Annotated in this window: 13 protein-coding genes; 4 read left to right on the forward strand and 9 right to left on the reverse strand. The window is 73.2% G+C overall.

Annotation, left to right across the window (positions count from 1 at the left end; translation table 11 throughout):
• Positions 1 to 30: 30 nt before the first annotated feature.
• The 4 genes from ACFQ9Z_RS23030 to ACFQ9Z_RS23045 all read right to left on the reverse strand — a co-directional run bounded on the left by ACFQ9Z_RS23030 (position 31) and on the right by ACFQ9Z_RS23045 (position 9,153).
• The gene (locus ACFQ9Z_RS23030) at positions 31 to 1,749 is read right to left on the reverse strand and encodes a serine/threonine-protein kinase (protein WP_383021801.1); all 1,719 of its coding nucleotides are present in this window, start codon (positions 1,747 to 1,749) and stop codon (positions 31 to 33) included.
• 163 nt (positions 1,750 to 1,912) lie between these two features.
• On the reverse strand, positions 1,913 to 4,810 hold the full coding sequence (locus ACFQ9Z_RS23035) for a protein kinase (RefSeq protein ID WP_383021805.1): 2,898 nt from the start codon (positions 4,808 to 4,810) through the stop codon (positions 1,913 to 1,915).
• Positions 4,811 to 4,974: 164 nt separating this feature from the next.
• Positions 4,975 to 7,002, reverse strand: a complete 2,028-nt coding sequence (locus tag ACFQ9Z_RS23040) for a serine/threonine-protein kinase (RefSeq protein ID WP_383021810.1) — start codon at positions 7,000 to 7,002, stop codon at positions 4,975 to 4,977.
• A 444-nt stretch (positions 7,003 to 7,446) separates the two neighbouring features.
• Positions 7,447 to 9,153 carry a glycerol-3-phosphate dehydrogenase/oxidase gene (locus ACFQ9Z_RS23045; protein ID WP_383021815.1) on the reverse strand — a complete coding sequence of 569 codons (1,707 nt, stop codon included), beginning with the start codon at positions 9,151 to 9,153 and terminating at the stop codon, positions 7,447 to 7,449.
• 287 nt (positions 9,154 to 9,440) lie between these two features.
• On the opposite strand from ACFQ9Z_RS23045, the gene ACFQ9Z_RS23050 reads away from it, so the two are divergent.
• Positions 9,441 to 10,649: a nucleotide sugar dehydrogenase gene (locus ACFQ9Z_RS23050; protein WP_383021818.1), complete on the forward strand. Its 1,209-nt coding sequence runs from the start codon at positions 9,441 to 9,443 to the stop codon at positions 10,647 to 10,649.
• Positions 10,650 to 10,735: 86 nt separating this feature from the next.
• On the opposite strand, the gene ACFQ9Z_RS23055 is transcribed toward ACFQ9Z_RS23050, so the two are convergent.
• From ACFQ9Z_RS23055 to ACFQ9Z_RS23070, 4 genes are all read right to left on the reverse strand, one after another.
• Positions 10,736 to 11,860, reverse strand: coding sequence for a GuaB3 family IMP dehydrogenase-related protein (locus tag ACFQ9Z_RS23055; protein WP_383021823.1), 1,125 nt, complete (start codon positions 11,858 to 11,860; stop codon positions 10,736 to 10,738).
• Between the two features lie 114 nt (positions 11,861 to 11,974).
• Positions 11,975 to 13,480 carry an IMP dehydrogenase gene (guaB, locus tag ACFQ9Z_RS23060; protein ID WP_383021827.1) on the reverse strand — a complete coding sequence of 502 codons (1,506 nt, stop codon included), beginning with the start codon at positions 13,478 to 13,480 and terminating at the stop codon, positions 11,975 to 11,977.
• Positions 13,481 to 13,644: 164 nt separating this feature from the next.
• On the reverse strand, positions 13,645 to 14,232 hold the full coding sequence (locus ACFQ9Z_RS23065; protein ID WP_143627809.1) for a sigma-70 family RNA polymerase sigma factor: 588 nt from the start codon (positions 14,230 to 14,232) through the stop codon (positions 13,645 to 13,647).
• A gap of 525 nt (positions 14,233 to 14,757) precedes the next feature.
• The gene (locus tag ACFQ9Z_RS23070) at positions 14,758 to 15,369 is read right to left on the reverse strand and encodes a response regulator transcription factor (protein WP_003948568.1); all 612 of its coding nucleotides are present in this window, start codon (positions 15,367 to 15,369) and stop codon (positions 14,758 to 14,760) included.
• 381 nt (positions 15,370 to 15,750) lie between these two features.
• Between ACFQ9Z_RS23070 and ACFQ9Z_RS23075 the strand changes: the two genes are divergently transcribed.
• The gene (locus ACFQ9Z_RS23075; protein ID WP_199211640.1) at positions 15,751 to 16,080 is read left to right on the forward strand and encodes a WhiB family transcriptional regulator; all 330 of its coding nucleotides are present in this window, start codon (positions 15,751 to 15,753) and stop codon (positions 16,078 to 16,080) included.
• 155 nt (positions 16,081 to 16,235) lie between these two features.
• On the opposite strand, the gene ACFQ9Z_RS23080 is transcribed toward ACFQ9Z_RS23075, so the two are convergent.
• A complete protein-coding gene (locus ACFQ9Z_RS23080) occupies positions 16,236 to 17,135 on the reverse strand; it encodes a LysR family transcriptional regulator (RefSeq protein WP_383021835.1) in 900 nt (299 codons plus the stop codon).
• An 80-nt stretch (positions 17,136 to 17,215) separates the two neighbouring features.
• Here ACFQ9Z_RS23080 and ACFQ9Z_RS23085 point away from each other — a divergent pair, with 80 nt between their 5' ends.
• Together ACFQ9Z_RS23085 and ACFQ9Z_RS23090 are read left to right on the forward strand one after the other, a co-directional pair.
• Positions 17,216 to 17,884: an MOSC domain-containing protein gene (locus tag ACFQ9Z_RS23085; protein WP_383021838.1), complete on the forward strand. Its 669-nt coding sequence runs from the start codon at positions 17,216 to 17,218 to the stop codon at positions 17,882 to 17,884.
• A gap of 52 nt (positions 17,885 to 17,936) precedes the next feature.
• Complete coding sequence (locus ACFQ9Z_RS23090; RefSeq protein ID WP_383021842.1) at positions 17,937 to 18,710, forward strand: SDR family NAD(P)-dependent oxidoreductase; 774 nt, start codon at positions 17,937 to 17,939, stop codon at positions 18,708 to 18,710.
• The last annotated feature ends 68 nt before the right edge of the window (positions 18,711 to 18,778 follow it).

Consider the following 18,778-nt stretch of genomic DNA (forward strand, 5'->3'; position numbering starts at 1 on the left):
CGGGTCGGTGATCGGCCAAGCCTTGGCCGGTCAGCCGCCGTTCGGCCGCCAGCTGCGCAGCACCCACTGGAACTGCTTGCTGGTCCGCGGCCAGTCGGCCTCGGGCGTCGACATGTAGATCGCGTACTCGGTGCCCTCACGCGAGAAGTACGTCTCCTCGATGGCGTGCCGGGGCCCGGCCACATAGGGCGGGTCCTTCGCCAGCGCGTCCCAGGTGTACTCCCACAGCGCGCCCTCGCGGTCGCGGTAGGTGTTCGCCCTCATGGTCACCCGGTTGTAGTTGACCAGCCCCTGGAGCTGCTGTTCCAGGTCCCTTTGATGCTCGAGGGCGTTGGCGAAGTCCGAGCTGGTGTCCGTGGCGATGCGCACGAAGTGCTTGCCGCCGTCGGGGGTGTAGTCGACCTGCCGGAGGTCGGGGTCGGGCTCGACCCCGGCATCGCGGCCCGGCGCCTCGACGACCCTGCGCGACCAGCCCTTGGGCAGGTAGACGGTGAAGCCCCACGGGTCGTGGTACGCCCGCCAGGAGGCGGGCAAGCCTCCCTCCGGACCCGGCGTCGCACTGCCGCCGGGGCTGACGGTGGCGGATGACGACGGCGTGACCTGGTCCGTCCCCCCGCTCGTGCCGGTGTTCCGCTCGGTGCCGCCCCACTGCTGGAAGGCGACCGCCGCTCCGCCGCCGAGCACGGCCGCAACCGCGACGACGAGCGCCAGGGTGCGCAGCGTGCGCCGGGGCCGTCCCGGCGGGCCCGCCGGGACGGGGGCCACGGCCGTCGCCCGGGTCATGGAACGGCCCCCGGCCGTCGGTGCGCCGGGGACGTGGCCGCGCGTGGTCCCGCCGGACGGGTAACCGGCGGGACCGTAGTCCGTGCTGCCCGTCCCGCCGGTGTGCCCGCCGGAACCCTGCGCCGGTACGAAGGCCTGCGTGGTGTGCGGCCGGCGGCCCTGCGCGGCCTCGGCGAGCATGTGCTCCGCGTCGGCCGCGCCCGGCCGCAGGGCCGGTTCCTTGTGCAGCAGGGCGGCGATGACGGGGCCGAGCGGACCGGCGTTGCGGGGCTCCTCCGCCTCCTCCTCGACGACCGCCTGCATGGTGCTCAGCGGCGAGGTGCGGCGGAACGGCGAGCGTCCCTCGACCGCCGTGTACAGCGTGGCCCCGAGCGCCCACAGGTCCGAGGACGGGCCGGGGTCGTGGCCGCGCACCCGCTCGGGGGCGAGGTAGTCGACCGAGCCGACGACCTCACCGGTACGGGTGATGGTGGAGTCGCCCTCTATCTGGGCTATGCCGAAATCGGTGAGCAGGACCCGGCCGTCCCGGCCGAGGAGGACGTTGCCCGGCTTGACGTCCCGGTGCAGTACGCCGGCCGAGTGCGCGGCGCGCAGGGCCCGCAGCACCCACAGGCCGATCCGCGCGGCCTCGGAGGGCTCGATGCGGCCGCGCTCCTTGACCGCGTCGGCCAGCGAGTGGCCCTCGACCAGCTCCATGACGATCCACGGACGGCCGTCGTGCTCCAGCACGTCGTGGACGGTGACGACGGCGGAGTGGTTGATGCGTGCGGCGGCCCGCGCCTCGGCCCTGGTGCGGGCCAGCAGGACCGCCCGGTCGCTCTCGGAGACGTAGAGCGCCGCGGTCAACTCCTTGACGGCGACCTGCCGGTGCAGCACCTCGTCGTGGGCGCGCCACACCCGGCCCATGCCGCCGCTGCCGATGGAGTCGGCGAGCCGGTAGCGGCCCGCTATGAGCAGGCCCTGCATCTGATTCAACGTTGCCCCGCAATGCTATTGACAGGGTCAGACTAAGGACCGGTCCTCCCCCTGGGAACACGAGGGGTACCAAGGTGACAGTCCTGTGACGGTTGCCGTTTCCGGCGCGCCGACAGGTCCCAACCCCGTTGCGCACGGGGGGTGTACGGGGCGTTCAGCCTGTGTAGCGGTACGTCGCCGTGGCTTGCTCGTACAGCCGTGTCACCTCGTCGCGCTCGGCTTCCGGGCCCCGGACCTGGACGATGTGGTAGCGGCCGTTCAGCAGGATCGCCATGTTGCGCACGTACCGGTCGCGGCCCTGTCCGTCGGTCCAGGTGAACTGGCCCTCGGCCATGGTCCGTCCGCCCACCTCGATGGTCCGCAGGCCGGTGGCCGTGGCCCAGCTCGAGTCCCGGTACGGCTGGAGTTCGCGCTCCTTGTCCCGCTGATAGACCATCGGGTCGCCGCCGTAGGTCCCCGTGCCGTCCCTGCCCGGCACGACGAGCAGCTCGAAGTTCCCGTGAGCGTAGACGACTTGGCCGCTGCCGTTCTTCGGCGTGCGGTCCCAGCCCTTGGCGACGGCGATGCGGAAGCCGTCCGGGTCCTTGCGCAGGGTGAATCCGTCGGCGACGGACGGGTCTCCGCCGGTCTGGGTCTCGGCGGCGGGCGCCGACGCGGAGGGCCCCGTACCGGACGGCCCGGAGGACGGCCGCTCGGTCGGCGAGGGCGCGGTGCTCGCCTCGCCGGCGCTGCCGGTGCGGTCACCGCCGCCCGCGGCGCCGCCCCCGCCCTGCTTGGGCATGAACAGCATCGCGTACGCCACCGCGCCGGCCAGCAGAAGCATGATCAGCAGGAGCAGCAGCCGGCCCAGGCTGCGGGGCGAACGGCCCTGTTCCCGGGCCCGCTTGTGCCGCGCGTGCGGATGCGTGGCGGGCACCCTGGCGCGCCGTCGCCGCACCAGCTCGCCGCGCCGCCGGACGATCGGCAGCCGCTTGGGGTCGGCGGGCGGAACGGGCACCACATGGGTACCGGCGTCCGGCTCGGGCGCCGAGCGCACCAGGGAGCGCAGCCAGCCGCTCAGCTCTTCGAAGTCGGGCCGGTCGGTGGGATCCTGACGCAGCAGCGACTCCACGACGGGGCGCAGCGGGCCGCACTCCTCGGCGAAGGCGGGCGGCTCCGCGCACACCAGTTGCACCAGCTCGGCCGTGGACTCCTCGGGGTAGGGGGCGTGTCCCTGGACGGCACGGAAGAGCAGCGCGCCGAGCGCCCAGAGGTCGGTGGCGGGCCCGATCGGCGCGGCGAGCTGCCAGTTCTCGTGCACGGGGCCCGCCTGCTCCGGGGCCCAGCGCTCGGTGACCGGCCCGACCACGGTCATCCGCACCTGCCGGGCCCGCTCGGCGGCGAGCGCGGTACCAGGACTGCGCCGCACGGCGCCATTCCCCGCACCGGGATCGTCCCAGCGCGAGCCCGAGCCGGACGCGCCCACGGGCACCGCCGGAGCGGCGCCGAGGGCGGGGGCGGGCGCCTGCCGCGGCACCACGGCACCGTGCCCGGCACGGGCGCCTCCCTGCCCGGACGCGGGCGACTGATCGGTGCCGGGAGCGCCGTAGCCGGACGCGGGCGCCTGACCGGGGACTGCGGCGCCATAGCCGGACGCGCGCGACTGTCCGGGCCCGGGCGACTGACCGGGAGCCGGCGCCTGCCCCGGAACCACCGCACTGCGGCCGTGGCCGGGAGGGCCGTAGCCGGACGGGGGTGACTGACCGGCGCCCGCGGCGCCGTAGCCGGGCGTGGGCGGGTGGCCGGGGCCGGAGGCCGTGTCGTCGCCCGGCGGCCGTTCCGGTCGGGCGGGGTCGCCGGCCGGGCCGGTGCGGGGCGCGGCGCCGTGCCAGCCGGCGCCGCTCACGCCGTGGGGGTCGGCCGTCCGGCCGGGCGGCGCGGCGGGCAGGCCGGAGGAGTGCGGCGGCTGTGCCGCACCGGCGGCCCCGGCGTCGCCCTCGGCGGGCGGGCGGGCGCCGGGCAGGGCGGCGCGGCCGTTCTGCTGGGTTTCCTGCACCCGGGCCGCGGCCCGGGTGCCCGCACGGTAGGCGGCTATGGCGCCGGCCCGGGCGGCTCGGACGTCGTCCCCGCTCTCCAGGGCCCGCCGCCCGGACGGCGGCACCGGAACGCCCTCGGCGGAAGCCGCGCCCGGCACCGGCAGCCCGCCGGCCGCCCGCGCCTGGATCGCGGCCCGTCGCGCGGCCTCGGGATCGGCGTCGGGGTACGGGACCGCGTCCGCGGTCCGGAGCGCACCGCCGAAGCCCTGGCTCCCCGGGCTGCCGGGGGCCCCGGCAGCACCCGGGCCCTCGTGCCCGCCGGGAGCACCTGGACCGCCGTCGGGGCCGGGAGCGCCGGGGAGCTGTCCTCCGGTGGGCCGGGCGTCCGGGGCGCCGCCATCACCGGCCGAATCGTCCTGGGCCGGTACCGGGTCGTAGCCGCACAGCGCCTCCTCCGCCGCGCCGACCGCGAGTCCGGTCAGCATCACCCGGCCGTCGTCGCAGACGAGGACCGTGCGGGCGGTGACGTTGCGGTGCGTCCAGCCGTGGGCGTGCAGCACGCGCAGCGCCATGAGGACGTCGGAGGCGACCTCGGCCGCACGGTACGGCGTCAGCGGCTCCTCGGCCAGCAACGCGGACAGCGGCCGGGCGGCCACCGATTCGCTGACGATCCACAGCGAGCCGCCCTCGGCGAACACGTCGAAGACCTGGTCGAGACGCGGATGGTCGGGGATGCGGGCCGCCGCCTGCGCGGCCTCGACGGCGCGCCGCACCGCCGGGTCAGAGGGGCGGCGGGTGGCGGTACGGGCGGCGGGGGAACGGCGGGCGCCGCGCTCCCGGGCGGTGAAGCCCTCGGGCAGCCCCTCCGAGTCCAGCACCTCGGCCTCGACGACCTCGGGCAGGGGCACCTGACGGACCAGCACCTCCTGGCCGCTGTAGGTGTCGAACGCCAGGGTCTCGGTCAGCTCGTACTCGTCGGACGGCGGCAGCGGCAGGCGGTACCGGTCGGCGAGCACCCGGCCCGCGTAGTCGTCCACGTTGCCTCCCCCGGCCGCCTGGTCGTTCAGTTCCGTTCCCCGACGGTCCGTTCCGCATCCACATCCGGCTCCGTACGGTCCGCAACCATTCACGATACGTGCCGGAGGCAACCCGCATTGAGGGGATGCCGGATTCTCACGGAACCGAACCGGGCTCGGTCATGTCACGACTTGGGCTCGAATGACTTCGTCAGCGTCCGCCAGGTGTCCTTGCGCAGGTCGCCGTCCCAGTTCGCGGCCTTGGCGGTGTACATCAGCCCGTAGCCGAGGTGGTCGTTCACCACGAACCCCCGGTCGATCGTGCGGTACCGGGTGCCGCCGTCGGAGTAGGTGAACTCCCAGTCGGCGGTGTTCCAGCCGCGGTAGCCGACCTTCTCTATACGGATCTTCTGGTACTGGGAACGCACCATGTAGCGCTCCTGGTTCTTCCAGTCCGCCACCGGGTCGCTCTTGGGTGCGTCGGTCCAGGCCACGAGCAGCTTCTGCCCGTCGGGACCGGTGTAGCGGTCTCCAGCCCGTCCGGTGGACTCGTACTTCCAGCCCTTGGGCAGCCCTATCGAGTATCCCTGGCCGCCTTTGTGGGTCGACTCGACGGGTGCGCTGCCGCCGCCCTTCGAGCCGGGCGAGCCGGAGTCCCCACTGTCGCCGGTGGGGCTCGCGCCGGCCGAGTCGCCCGACGACGAGCCCGACGACGCGGAGGCCGAGGCGTTCCCGTCGGTCCGGGCGCCGTCGCCGGGGCTGCTCTCGCCGCCCGTGTTCTTGTCCTCCTTGGTGGAGGCACTCGCGCTCGGCGCCGCCTTGGCGCCGCTGCCGCGGTCGTCGCTCCCGCCGTCGCCGCCGCCGAGGACGAGGCCCAGCACGGTGCCGAGCACCGCCAGCGCGACCACGGCGGCGATGATCACCAGAGTCCGCCTGGGCACCACGTCGGTGAGCGGCGCCCTGGGCACCGGCCGTGGCGGCAGGTCCGGGGGCGGCACCACGGGCCACCCGGAACTCGGCTTCTCGGCCCCGGAGTTCGGCACGGCCGCTGAGCCCTGCGCGGCACCGGCCTGCCTTCCCCGTGAACCGGCGCCGGCTGCGGCACCGGCGGCCTGGCCGTGCTCCGCGGTGCCGGCGTCGCCCGTGCCGCCGGCGCCCGGAGCTGCCGTGCCGCCGTCGGTCTTCGTCCGGGCGGCCGCCGCCGCGGTGGCCGCCCCGGCCGCCTTGCGGACCGAGCGCAGCGCCCCGCGCAGCTTCTCCCCGGCCTCCTCGCCCCGCTTGCCCTCCGGCCCCCCGGGCTGCACCGGCAGCGGGACGACACGGGTGGCGTCCATCGACTCCGGCTCGGGCGCGTGGATCACCGCGTTGAGCATGGCCCGGGCGCCGGCGTCGTCGAGCCGCTGCGCCGGGTCCTTGTTGAGCAGTCCGTAGATGACGTCCCGGAGCGGGCCCGCGTTCTTGGGCTCCTCGAGCGGTTCGGTCATCACCGCGGTCAGCGTGGCGATCGCCGAGCCCCTGTCGTACGGCGGCAGGCCCTCGACCGACGCGTACAGCAGGCCGCCCAGGGACCACAGATCGGCCGCGGGTCCCGGCTTGTGCCCGCGGGCACGCTCCGGGGAGATGTAGGAGGGGGCGCCGACCAGCATGCCGGTGGAGGTGATGGACGGGTCGCCCTCCACCTGCGCGATGCCGAAGTCGGTGAGCACGACCCGGCCGTCCTCGGCGATGAGCACGTTGGACGGCTTCACGTCCCGGTGCAGGATGCCCTCTCGGTGCGCAGAGCGCAGCACGTCCAGAACGGCGAGGCCCACCTCGGCGGCGCGCCTGGGCTCCAGCAGGCCGTCCTCACGGATGACCTCGGCCAGCGACTTGCCTTCGACCAACTCCATGACGATCCAGGGCCGGTCGTCCTCGTCGACCACGTCGAAGACCGTCACCGCGCTGTTGTTGCGGATCCGGGCGATCGCCTTGGCCTCGCGCAGGGTGCGCGTGATCAGGCGCCGCTTCTCCTCCTCGTCGATGTTCGACGGGAACCGCAGCTCCTTGACGGCGACCGTCCGGCCGAGGGTCTCGTCCTCCGCGCGCCACACCGTCCCCATGCCGCCGCGGCCCAGCACGTCTCCCAGCCGGTACCGCCCGGCGAGGAGACGCCGCTCGTTCTTGTCCTGACGAGTCTCCTGACGGGATGTCCCCGACCGCTCCGCCTTCGACATGCGTCCCCTCATGCAACCCGCCCTGACAGAGCCTCCATTGTCTCTCACCCGACAAGTGGCCGACGCCCAGGGTGCCCGCTGCCGCGCCGGGGGCCGCGCACACCGGAACACCCGCCGCACCGGCACCTTGAGTCCACGTCAGCCATGCGCCTCACTTCCCCTCCGGGCCCGGTCGGGTGCCTGTCCGAGTACACCTGCCGGACGCGACCCATGCACGCCGGCGCCCCTTTTTTTCCGCACGGTCCGCACGGCCCCCGCCGGCCCGGCTGCCGGACGCGCGGGCGGTGCCACGCGCGAACACGACCGTGACCCCGGCGTCCCGGCCAGAACCCCTCCCGGCCACACCCCCTGCCGCCCGGCGCCCGATTCGCCCTCTCAGCCGGTACAACGGCCAGGCCAGCTGGGCGGATCCCGGCCCCGGGTCACCCGTCCGGGTGGTTCCGGCTACAGCGGCACGATGTCCGGCGCCCCCAGCCGGGCCGCGTCGGCCGTCAGGTCGTCGGGCTGGCGCTGGGACTCCCGCTCCGCCTCCACCCGCTTCTCGTAGTGCTCCACCTCGCGCTCGATCTGGCCCTCGTCCCAGCCGAGGACGGGCGCCATCAGCTCGGCGGCCTCACGGGCACTGCGAGTGCCCCGGTCGAAGGTCTCTATGGAGATGCGGGTGCGGCGGGTGAGCACGTCGTCCAGGTGCCGGGCGCCCTCGTGCGAGGCGGCGTAGACGACCTCGGCGCGCAGGTAGTCGTCGGCGGCCTGCAGCGGCTCGCCCAGGGCCGGGTCGGCCGCGATGAGGTCCAGGATCTCCTCGGCCATGGAACCGTACCGGTTGAGCAGGTGCTCGACCCGCACCACGTGCAGGCCGGTGCGGGCGGCTATGCGCGCCCGGGCGTTCCACATCGCCCGGTAGCCCTCGGCGCCGAGCAGCGGGATCTCCTCGGTGACGCAGTCGGCGACGCGCGTGTCGAGCCCGTGCACCGCCTCGTCGACGGCGTCCTTCGCCATCACCCGGTACGTCGTGTACTTGCCGCCCGCCACGACCACGAGACCGGGCGCCGGATGCGCCACGGTGTGCTCGCGGGACAGCTTGCTGGTGGCGTCGGACTCGCCGGCCAGCAGCGGGCGCAGGCCGGCGTACACGCCCTGCACGTCCTCGCGGCCGAGCGGCACGGCGAGCACCGAGTTGACGTGCTCCAGCAGGTAGTCGATGTCTGCGCTGGAGGCGGCCGGGTGTGCCTTGTCGAGGTCCCAGTCGGTGTCGGTGGTGCCGATGATCCAGTGCCGGCCCCAGGGGATGACGAACAGCACCGACTTCTCGGTGCGCAGGATCAGGCCGGTGGTGGAGTGGATGCGGTCCTTGGGCACGACCAGGTGGACGCCCTTGGAGGCGCGGACGTGGAACTGGCCCCGCTCCCCCACCATGGCCTGGGTGTCGTCCGTCCACACCCCGGTGGCGTTGACGACCTGCTTGGCGCGGATCTCGTACTCGCCGCCGCCCTCCACGTCCCGCACCCGGGCGCCGACGACCCGCTCGCCCTCGCGCAGGAACCCGGTCACGCGCGCCCGGTTGGCGGCCCGCGCGCCGTAGGACACCGCCGTGCGCACCAGGTTGGTGACGAAGCGGGCGTCGTCCATCTGGGCGTCGTAATACTGCAGGGCGCCGACCAGGGCGTCCTTCTTCAGACAGGGCGCGACGCGCAGGGCGTGACGGCGGGTCAGATGCCGGTGCAGGGGCAGGCCGCGGCCGTGCCCGCGGGCCATCGACATCGCGTCGTAGAGCGCGACGCCCGACCCGGCGTACAGCCGCTCCCAGCCCTTGTGCTGCAACGGATAGAGGAAGGGCACCGGTTTGACCAGGTGCGGGGCGAGCCGCTCCAGCAGCAGACCGCGTTCCTTCAGGGCCTCGCGGACGAGGGCGAAGTCGAGCATCTCCAGGTAGCGCAGGCCGCCGTGGACGAGCTTGCTGGACCTGCTGGAGGTGCCGGACGCCCAGTCACGGGCCTCGACCAGGCCGGTACACAGGCCGCGGGTGACGGCATCCAGTGCGGTGCCGGCGCCCACCACTCCGCCGCCGACCACCAGCACGTCCAGCTCGCGTTCCGCCATCGCCGCCAGTGCCTCGGCGCGCTGCGCCGGGCCCAGAGTCGCTGTCCTCACCGCTGCCTCCCGCTGTCGAACGTCTCGCCCACGTCGGCCGCACCCGCGGCGGAGCGGAGCCGGTTCATCCCCTCCTCATGCCCAAATTCTGACCGGCACGCCCTGCGCCGGCCACCACGCGCCCGCGGCCTGTGGACAACGTGCGCGCAACCACCCGGGAGACACACGAACACAATCCCACATCACGGTCATATTTACTCCTAGTGTGACAGTGCGCTCGTACATGCTGCTCACAGCGGTTGCGCACCTGTTCCGCTTCGGCTACTGGGAAGGACGGCCCACGCCCCATGCCCGCAGACCTCGCCGTTATCGGACTCGGTCCGTACGGCCTGCCGCTCGCCCAGGCCGCCGTCGCCGCAGGCATCCCGACCATCGGGTACGCCACCGGCCCCGAGGCCGGCTCGCTCAGCCCCGCCGAGCTGCGCCGGATGCGCTCCACCGGCTTCCGGCCCGGCACCGACCCGGCCCAGCTCGGCCGCGTGCGCACCGCGGTGATCTGCGCGCCGACCCCGCGCGGCGCCGACGGCGGGATCGACCTCGGCCAGGTCGAGGGGGCCGCCCGCACGCTCGCCGGACGGCTCCGCCCGCACACCACGGTCATCCTGGAGTCACCCGTGCTGCCCGGGACCACCGAAGGGTTCCTGCGTCCCCTGCTGGAGGAGGGCTCCGGACTCCGTGCCGGGCGCGACTTCCACCTCGCCTATTCACCCAGCCGGGTGGACCACGGGAACCGCGACCGCAACCCCGCCAACACGCCCAAGGTCATCGGGGGCCTCACCCCGGCCTGCACCGAGTCGGCCGCCGCCTTCTACGGACGGCTGACCGACAAGGTGGTCCGCGCGCGGGGGCTGCGCGAGGCGGAGACGGTGCAGTTGCTGGAGACCAACTACCGGCACGTGAACATCGCGCTGGTCAACGAGATGGCCGTCCTCTGCCACGAGCTGGGCGTCGACCTGTGGGACGTCGTCCGCTGCGCGGAGACCAAGCCGTTCGGCTTCCAGGCCTTCCGGCCGGGGCCGGGCGTCGGCGGCCACGGCCTCCCCCAGGACCTGACCGGGCACGCGACCCGCACCCTGCGCATGGTGGAACTCGCCCAGCAGGTCAACGACCGCATGCCCGAGTACGTCGTCCGGCGCGCGGCCACCCTCCTCAACGAGCACGGCAAGTCCGCGCGCGGGGCCCGCGTCCTGCTGCTCGGCGTCACCTACAAGCCGGACATCGCCGACCTCCAGGGCACGCCCGCGCGCGAGATCGCGACACGGCTGACCGAACTGGGCGCGTCCGTGAGCTTCCACGATCCGTACGTGCCCGCGTGGAGCGTGCTGGACCGCCCGATTCCCCGGGCCGACGCGCTGTACGAGGCGGTCGCCGACGCCGACCTGACGATCCTGCTCCAGCACCACCGCACGTACGACCTGCAGGGCCTGTCGGTGAAGGCCCAGCTCCTGCTGGACACCCGGGGCGCGGCCCCCACGGGGGCGGCGCACCGGTTGTGAGAGCGCCTCCGGGCGGGCCCCGGGAGGACACACGAAAGGGCCGGTCACCCCGAGGATGACCGGCCCTCTGCGCGTGTGCCGGAGGGTCAGCGGCGGTGCTGGCTGTCCGCGACCGTCACCTCGACCCGCTGGAACTCCTTCAGTTCGCTGTAGCCGGTGGTGGCCATGGCGCGGCGCAGGGCGCCGAAGAAGTTCATGGAGCCGTCGGGGGTGTGGGACGGGCCGGTGAGGATCTCCTCGATGGTGCCGACCGTGCCCAGGTCGACCTTCTGGCCGCGGGGCAGCTCCTCGTTGACGGCCTCCATGCCCCAGTGGTGGCCCTTGCCGGGCGCGTCCGTGCCGCGGGCCAGCGGGGAGCCCATCATGACGGAGTCGGCGCCACAGGCGATCGCCTTGGGCAGGTCGCCGGACCAGCCGACGCCGCCGTCCGCGATCACGTGCACGTACCGGCCGCCGGACTCGTCCATGTAGTCCCGGCGGGCCGCGGCCACGTCGGCGACCGCCGTCGCCATCGGGACCTGGATGCCGAGCACGTTGCGCGTGGTGTGCGCGGCGCCGCCGCCGAAGCCCACCAGGACGCCGGCCGCGCCGGTGCGCATCAGGTGCAGGGCCGCCGTGTAGGTGGCGCAGCCGCCCACGATCACCGGCACGTCGAGCTCGTAGATGAACTGCTTGAGGTTCAGCGGCTCGTGCGAGGAGGAGACGTGCTCCGCGGAGACCGTCGTACCGCGGATGACGAAGATGTCCACGCCCGCGTCCACGACCGCCTTGGAGAACTGGGCGGTGCGCTGCGGGGAGAGCGCGGCCGCCGTGACCACGCCGGAGTCGCGCACCTCCTTGATGCGGGCGCCGATCAGCTCCTCCTTGATGGGGGCCGCATAGACCTCCTGGATGCGGCGGGTCGCCCGCTCGGCGGGCAGCTCGGCGATCTCGTCGAGCAGCGGCTGCGGGTCCTCGTACCGGGTCCACAGGCCCTCGAGGTTCAGCACGCCCAGGCCGCCGAGCTCGCCGATGCGGATCGCGGTGGCCGGGGAGACGACCGAGTCCATGGGGGCGGCCAGGAAGGGCAGCTCGAAGCGGTAGGCGTCGATCTGCCAGGCGATCGAGACCTCCTTCGGGTCCCGCGTACGGCGGCTGGGGACGACGGCGATGTCGTCGAAGGCGTACGCCCGGCGGCCGCGCTTGCCGCGCCCGATCTCGATCTCAGTCACGTCTTGGCCTTTCCCTGATGCGTTCAGCGTCTTCCAGTATCGCCGACGGGCAGGGCAACGGCGGCCCCGGAGGTTCCGGGGCCGCCGCGGATGCCCGTCACGCGCGCGCGTGCGTCACTTCTTGTTGCTGTAGTTCGGCGCCTCGACGGTCATCTGGATGTCGTGCGGGTGGCTCTCCTTCAGACCGGCCGAGGTGATCCGCACGAAGCGGCCCTTGGACTCCATCTCCTCGATGGTGGCGGCGCCCACGTAGCCCATGGTCTGGCGCAGGCCGCCGACGAGCTGGTGCAGCACGTTGGCGAGCGGGCCGCGGTAGGGCACCTGGCCCTCGACGCCCTCGGGCACGAGCTTCTCGTCGGCGGTGACGTCGCCCTGGAAGTAGCGGTCCTTGGAGTACGACCGGCCCTGCCCGCGGGACTGCATGGCGCCCAGCGAGCCCATGCCGCGGTACGACTTGAACTGCTTGCCGTTGATGAAGAGCAGCTCGCCCGGGGACTCCTCGCAGCCGGCGAGGAGGCTGCCGAGCATCACCGTGTCGGCGCCGGCGGCGAGCGCCTTGCCGATGTCGCCGGAGTACTGCAGGCCGCCGTCGCCGATCAGCGGGACGCCGGCGGAGCGGGCCGCGAGGGAGGCCTCGTAGATGGCGGTCACCTGCGGGACGCCGATGCCGGCGACGACGCGGGTGGTGCAGATGGAGCCCGGGCCGACGCCCACCTTGATGCCGTCCACACCGGCGTCGATCAGTGCCTGGGCGCCGTCTCGCGTGGCGACGTTGCCGCCGACCACGTCGACGTTCACGCTCGACTTGATCTTGGACATCCAGCTCAGGGCGTTGCTGTTGTGGCCGTGCGAGGTGTCGACGACCAGGAAGTCCACACCGGCCCCGGCGAGCGCCTGGGCGCGCTCCAGCGCCTCGGGGCTGGCGCCGACCGCGGCGCCGACGAGCAGCCGGCCCTCGGCGTCCTTCGCGGCGTTGGGGTACTGCTCGGCCTTGACGAAGTCCTTGACCGTGATCAGGCCCTTGAGGACGCCCTCGTCGTCCACCAGCGGGAGCTTCTCGATCTTGTGCTTCCGCAGCAGCTCCATGGCCTCGGGTCCTGAGATGCCGACCTTGCCGGTGACCAGCGGCATCGGGGTCATGACCTCGTGCACGCGGCGGCTGCGGTCGCTCTCGAACGCCATGTCGCGGTTGGTCACGATGCCGAGCAGCTTGCCGGCGGGGCTGGTGACCGGGACGCCGCTGATGCGGAACTTGGCGCACAGCGCGTCCGCCTCGGCGAGCGTGGCCTCCGGGTGCACCGTGATCGGATCGGTGACCATGCCGGACTCGGACCGCTTCACCAGGTCGACCTGGTTGACCTGGTCCTCGACGGAGAGGTTGCGGTGCAGCACGCCGACGCCGCCGAGCCGGGCCATCGCGATCGCCATGCGGGACTCGGTCACCTTGTCCATCGCCGCCGAGAGCAGCGGGATGTTCACCCGCACGTTGCGGGAGATGCGGGACGAGGTGTCGACCGCGTTGGGGAGCACCTCGGATGCGCCCGGCAGCAGCAGCACGTCGTCGTAGGTCAGCCCGAGTGTCGCGAATTTTCCGGGCACTCCGTCGACGTTCGCAGTCATGACACCTTCCCCAAATGGCCTTGATCGGTGCGGATGTCCATGCTAACGGCAAGCTTCGTCAGCAAATTCCACGTCAGGGCGCCGCTTCGGGCTTCGTATGTTCGTACGGGAACGGGGGCGTGCCCGTTCAGCGGAGGGCGTCCGGGACGCTCCGTCCAGGGGTGTTACTGCTCGGCCAGCGCGCGCAGGCGGCTGAGCGCCCGGTGCTGGGCGACCCGGACCGCGCCGGGTGACATTCCCAACATCTGCCCCGTCTCCTCCGCGGTCAAGCCCACGGCGATGCGCAGCAGGAGCAGTTCCCGCTGGTTCTCGGGGAGGTTGGCCAGCAGTTTCTTGGCCCACTCGGCGTCGCTGCTGAGCAGCGCGCGCTCCTCGGGGCCGAGGGAGTCGTCGGGGCGTTCCGGCATCTCGTCCGAGGGGACGGCCGTGGAGCCCGGGTGGCGCATCGCGGCGCGCTGGAGGTCGGCCACCTTGTGCGAGGCGATGGCGAAGACGAAGGCCTCGAAGGGGCGGCCGGTGTCCCGGTAGCGGGGCAGGGCGAGCAGCACCGCCACGCAGACCTCCTGCGCGAGGTCCTCCACGAAGTGGCGCGCGTCGCCCGGGAGCCGGGACAGCCGGGTGCGGCAGTAGCGCAGCGCCAGCGGGTGGACGTGGGCCAGCAGGTCGTGCGTGGCCTGCGCGTCACCGTCGACGGCGCGATGCACGAGCGCACCGAACGCCCCATGGGCCGTGCCCGCCTCGTCGTCGCGCATCGGTCCATGGTGCCCTGCGGCCGTCCGGTCCGTCGCATCGTGCTCGTGGTTGTGCACCGAAGCGTTATGAGCAGGTGCGCCGGCACTCATCCCCTGCGCCCTCCCCTTCCGCTCGACCGACTCGTCCCCGAGAGACTCCACATCTCAAGGATGCGGCATCCGCGCCGAAACGAGCAGCGGGCGTCCACCGGCCACCTCGTCCGGACCCGTGCGCACACCCGCCGGCGGCCCGGCGCCGCACGCCTCGTACCCCGGCGGACGCGCGGGCGCGAGCGTCGGAACCTGTCCGGCGAACGGCGGACGGTGCGGCGGATCGCCAGGAAACCGGCCGGGGCTTCGGGGCGACCGTCACTCACAGTCACCATGCGCGCGTCCCGGCCCGCGACCTCGCTCGAACAGCCGTACACCCGTCGGCCGTACGCCCGTCGGCCGCGCGGCCACGGGTCGCACCCCGCCCCGTCCGCCGCGCGGCGGACGGGGACCGCCAGGGCCGGCCGGCCGCGGACGTGCGCCGCGGCGCACGTCCTACCGGACCAGTCCCCAGCGGAAGCCGAGCGCCACTGCGTGGGCGCGGTCCGAGGCGCCGAGCTTCTTGAACAGGCGGCGGGCATGCGTCTTGACGGTGTCCTCGGAGAGGAACAGCTCACGGCCGATCTCGGCGTTGGAGCGGCCGTGGCTCATGCCCTCGAGCACCTGGATCTCGCGCGCGGTGAGGGTGGGCGCGGCGCCCATCTCCGCCGAGCGCAGGCGGCGCGGGGCCAGTCGCCAGGTCGGGTCGGCGAGGGCCTGCGTCACCGTGGCGCGCAGCTCCGCGCGCGAGGCGTCCTTGTGCAGGTAGCCGCGGGCGCCGGCGGCGACCGCGAGGGCCACGCCGTCGAGGTCCTCGGCGACGGTCAGCATGATGATGCGCGCGCCCGGATCGGCGGACAGCAGCCGGCGCACGGTCTCGACGCCGCCCAGGCCGGGCATGCGTACGTCCATCAGGATCAGGTCGGAGCGGTCGGCGCCCCAGCGGCGGAGGACTTCCTCGCCGTTGGCCGCCGTCGTCACACGCTCGACGCCGGGCACGGTGGCCACCGCGCGACGGAGCGCCTCTCGGGCAAGCGGGGAGTCGTCGCAGACGAGGACGGATGTCATGACCGCCCTCCGCAGCTGATGCACGTCACCTTGAGCCTCCAGGCTGGTACGGAATCGTCACCTGTGCGGTCGACCGACTCGGACGCCTGCCCGAGCGCTTGTGTTTTCAACCGCCTCCGCACTCTCAACGACGGTCACTCGAAAGAGTTACGGGGCCGCCTGCCGTCTTCGGCACTCTACGTGAGGGTCTCGACACGGTGCAGACATGCCCAACGGACTCTCAACTTTTCATCACATCCCATGCCCCATTTAGTCGCTTTTGTTCCCGTTTCTCGGTGTCTGGGGCTAGATTCGCAATGAGTCATATTTTCATCTCCTTAGACCGGAGATGTACGGTCGTTGGCACCGGATCCGCCCAGAACGGCTACAAGGGGTCACGTAATGGCAGATTTCTCCCGCCTTCCCGGACCGAACGCGGACCTGTGGGACTGGCAGCTTCTGGCTGCCTGCCGCGGAGTGGACAGCTCGCTCTTCTTTCACCCTGAGGGCGAGCGCGGGGCGGCTCGGAGCGCTCGAGAGAACTCGGCCAAGGAGGTCTGCATGAGGTGCCCGGTCCGTGCGGAGTGCGCCGCGCACGCGTTGGCGGTACGCGAGCCGTACGGAGTCTGGGGCGGCCTGACCGAGGACGAGCGTGAGGAGTTGATGGGGCGGGCCCGCAACCGCCTGGTGGCGGCCTCGACCACCAGCGGCGACACCGCCCCTCATCATTGAAGGAAACGTTTCTGCACCCACAGACCACCGGGTGCTTCCCATCCCCACCGGGCACGCCACGCGCGTGCCCGTGACTCTGCCGCCGCGACCGCCTGCCCCGCCGTAACCCCTACGCCCGCGCCGCAGTAACCCCTACGTCCGCGCCGCCGTAACCCCTACGCCCGCGCCGCCGCCCGGGCCAGCTGCTCCAGCGTCGCCGCCACGGCCGGCACCTGTGCCAGGTCGGGCAGGGTGAGGGCGACGATCTGCCGCCGGACCACCGGTTCCAGCTCCACCGTGCGCACCCCTCTCGGCCGTACCGACTCCACCGCGAGCTGGGGCAGTACGGCGACCCCGAGCCCCGCGCCCACCAGGCCGGCCACCGCCGGGTAGTCGTCGGTGGCGAAGTCGATGCGGGGCGTGAAGCCGGCGCCCTCGCACACCTCCACGAGCTGGCCGCGACAGCGCGGACAGCCCGCGATCCATGGCTCACGGGCCAGCTCGCCGATGCCGACGGACTCCGCGCGCGCGAGCGGGTGCCGTTCGGGCACCAGGGCGACCAGGCGGTCGGTCAGCAGGGGCCGCACGATCAGGTCGTCCCACTCCTCGGCGGCGGCCGCGCCCTCGTAACGGAAGGCGAGCGCCACGTCGCAGTCGCCCTCGCGCAGCAGCTCCACGGATCTCGGCGGCTCGGCCTCCTCCAGGGAGACGCGGGTGCCGGGGTGGGCGGCGCGGAGTGCGGCGAGGGCGGTGGGCACGAGGGTGGAGCTGCCGCTGGGGAAGGAGACGAGCCGCACCCGGCCGGCGCGCAGGCCCGCGATCGCGGCGACCTCCTCCTCGGCGGCGGTGAGTCCGGCGAGGATGCCGGAGGCGTGTCTGACCAGGGCCTCACCCGCCTCGGTCAGGCGCATCTCGCGGCCGCTGCGGACCAGCAGCGGGGTGCCGACCGAGGCTTCCAGCGCCTTCATCTGCTGACTGACCGCCGGCTGGGTGCAGCCCAGCTCGCGCCCCGCGGCGGAGAAGGAGCCGGTGGTGGCGACGGCGCGCAGGACGCGCAGATGACGGGCTTCGATCACCCCTGAAGCATAAGCCGGGCTTGGGCCCGACGCCGGAAATCGCGTCGACGCTTTGGGTCCGGTTCCCGTACCGTGCGGCCATGAAGCTTCTCTCGGTCAACATCGGCCGCCCGCAGCCGGTGCCGTACACGGACCAGCCGCAGGGTGTGACGGGCATCGACAAGCTGCCCGTCGACGGGCTGGTGCGGGTGGCGGCGCCCGGCCCCAAGGGAACCGGCGCGAGCGGGGTGGCAGGGGACGCGGTGTGCGACACCCGCCACCACGGCGGTGACGACCAGGCGGTGTACGCCTTCGCCCGCGAGGACCTCGACGACTGGGAGCACGAGCTGGGCCGGACGCTGGCCAACGGCTGCTTCGGCGAGAACCTCACGACGGACGGTCTCGACGTCTCCGGCGCCCTGATCGGCGAGCGCTGGCGGATCGGTTCCGGACTCGTACTGGAAGTGACCTCCGGCCGCATCCCGTGCCGCACCTTCCAGGGCCATCTGGCCGAACGGGGATGGGTGAGGAGATTCACCCGGAAGGGCGCGACCGGCGCCTACCTCCGGGTGATCGAACCGGGTGGGATACGGGCGGGCGACTCCATCGAGATCGTGCACCGGCCGGACCACGGGGTGACGGCCGCGATGGAGTTCCGCGCGGTCACCACCGAGCGGGAACTGCTGCCCCGGCTGCTCGTGGCCGGCGCGGCGCTGCACCCGGAGAGCCTGGCCAAGGCCCGCAAGTACGTCGCCGCCCAGGCCCGCTGAGCGGTCGTCACCGGCGGCGGACGCGCTCGCTCCGGGTCACTACGCTTGGGCCATGACAACGGCTCTGATTACGGGATCGACCGCGGGGATCGGTGCCGCCTTCGCGCGGCGCCTGGCGGCTGACGGCCACGACCTCGTCCTGGTGGCGCGGGACACCAAGCGGCTGCGCGAGCAGGCGACCGAGCTGCACGACCGGCACGGCGTCGAGGCGGAGGTGCTCACCGCCGACCTCGCCGAGGACAAGGGCATCGAGACGGTGGCCGACCGGCTCGGCGACCGGCGCAACCCGGTCGACCTGCTGATCAACAACGCCGGTTTCGGCAACAAGGGCCGCTACCTCGACGTGCCCATGGCCGACGAACTGAAGATGCTCAAGGTGCACTGCGAGGCGGTGCTGCGGCTGACCTCGGCGGCCACCGCGGCGATGCGGGAACGGGGCCGGGGCGGTGTCGTCAACGTGGCGTCCGTGGCCGCATTCCTGCCCCGGGGCACCTACGGCGCCTCGAAGGCGTGGGTCGTGCAGTTCACCCAGGGCGCGGCGAAGGACCTGGCCGGCAGCGGGGTCCGGTTGATGGCGCTGTGCCCCGGCTTCGTGCGCACCGAGTTCCACGAGCGGGCCGGGATGGGCACGGACAACATCCCCGGCTGGATGTGGCTGGACGCGGACAAGCTGGTCGCCGCGGCGCTGGCCGACCTCGCGCGCGGGAAGTCGCTGTCCATCCCGGACCCGCGCTACAAGGCGCTGATGGGACTGGTCAAGGTCACCCCGCGCGGTCTGCTGAGCGGGATCAGCTCGCGGACGGGCCGCAAGTACGGGCCCCAGTAGCGAGGGTGGCGCCGCCGTTCCGGTGGGAAAATGGTCGGGTCGGTACCCGACCAGGGGGGCCGGAGGCG

Source organism: Streptomyces sp. NPDC056580, assembly GCF_042793175.1.
Classification (GTDB): Bacteria; Actinomycetota; Actinomycetes; order Streptomycetales; family Streptomycetaceae; genus Streptomyces.

Coding starts and splice junctions, on each gene's coding strand:
- ACFQ9Z_RS23030 (WP_383021801.1), bottom strand. CDS start 1,749: ATGCAGGGCCTGCTCATAGCGGGCCGCTACCGGCTCGCCGACTCCATC.
- ACFQ9Z_RS23040 (WP_383021810.1), bottom strand. CDS start 7,002: ATGTCGAAGGCGGAGCGGTCGGGGACATCCCGTCAGGAGACTCGTCAG.
- ACFQ9Z_RS23050 (WP_383021818.1), top strand. CDS start 9,441: ATGCCCGCAGACCTCGCCGTTATCGGACTCGGTCCGTACGGCCTGCCG.
- guaB (WP_383021827.1), bottom strand. CDS start 13,480: ATGACTGCGAACGTCGACGGAGTGCCCGGAAAATTCGCGACACTCGGG.
- ACFQ9Z_RS23065 (WP_143627809.1), bottom strand. CDS start 14,232: ATGCGCGACGACGAGGCGGGCACGGCCCATGGGGCGTTCGGTGCGCTC.
- ACFQ9Z_RS23070 (WP_003948568.1), bottom strand. CDS start 15,369: ATGACATCCGTCCTCGTCTGCGACGACTCCCCGCTTGCCCGAGAGGCG.
- ACFQ9Z_RS23075 (WP_199211640.1), top strand. CDS start 15,751: ATGGCAGATTTCTCCCGCCTTCCCGGACCGAACGCGGACCTGTGGGAC.
- ACFQ9Z_RS23085 (WP_383021838.1), top strand. CDS start 17,216: ATGAAGCTTCTCTCGGTCAACATCGGCCGCCCGCAGCCGGTGCCGTAC.
- ACFQ9Z_RS23090 (WP_383021842.1), top strand. CDS start 17,937: ATGACAACGGCTCTGATTACGGGATCGACCGCGGGGATCGGTGCCGCC.